1 pseudogene is annotated in these 416 nt (G+C 66.6%); it reads right to left on the bottom strand.

Features of this window, described 5'->3' with window-relative positions:
• Window positions 1-416, bottom strand: a pseudogene (locus tag IO36_RS36070) (glucose-6-phosphate isomerase); the annotation flags it as partial.

A 416-nucleotide genomic window follows, 5' to 3' on the forward strand; every position in this document is an offset into this window, starting at 1 on the left:
CCGGTCCCCCACTCCACCGGCTGGCCGTCGCGGTCCACCGACTTGCCGTTGGACTCCATGTCCAGCTGCTGGAGGTAGGCGGTGAACTTCGACAGGTAGTGCGAGTACGGGAGCACCGCGTGCGACTGCGCGTCGTGGAAGTTGCCGTACCAGATCCCCAACAGACCGAGCAGGAGCGGGGCGTTGGCCTCGGCGGGAGCGGTGCGGAAGTGCTCGTCGACCAGGTGGAAGCCGTCGAGCATCTCGCGGAAGCGGTCCGGGCCGATCGCGATCATCAGCGACAGGCCGATCGCCGAGTCGAAGGAGTAGCGTCCGCCGACCCAGTCCCAGAACTCGAACATGTTCGCCGTGTCGATACCGAAGTCCGCGACCTTCTCCGCGTTCGTCGACAGCGCCACGAAGTGCTTCGCGACCGC

This window comes from Streptomyces aureus (assembly GCF_000725495.1).
Taxonomy (GTDB): domain Bacteria; phylum Actinomycetota; class Actinomycetes; order Streptomycetales; family Streptomycetaceae; genus Streptomyces; species Streptomyces aureus_B.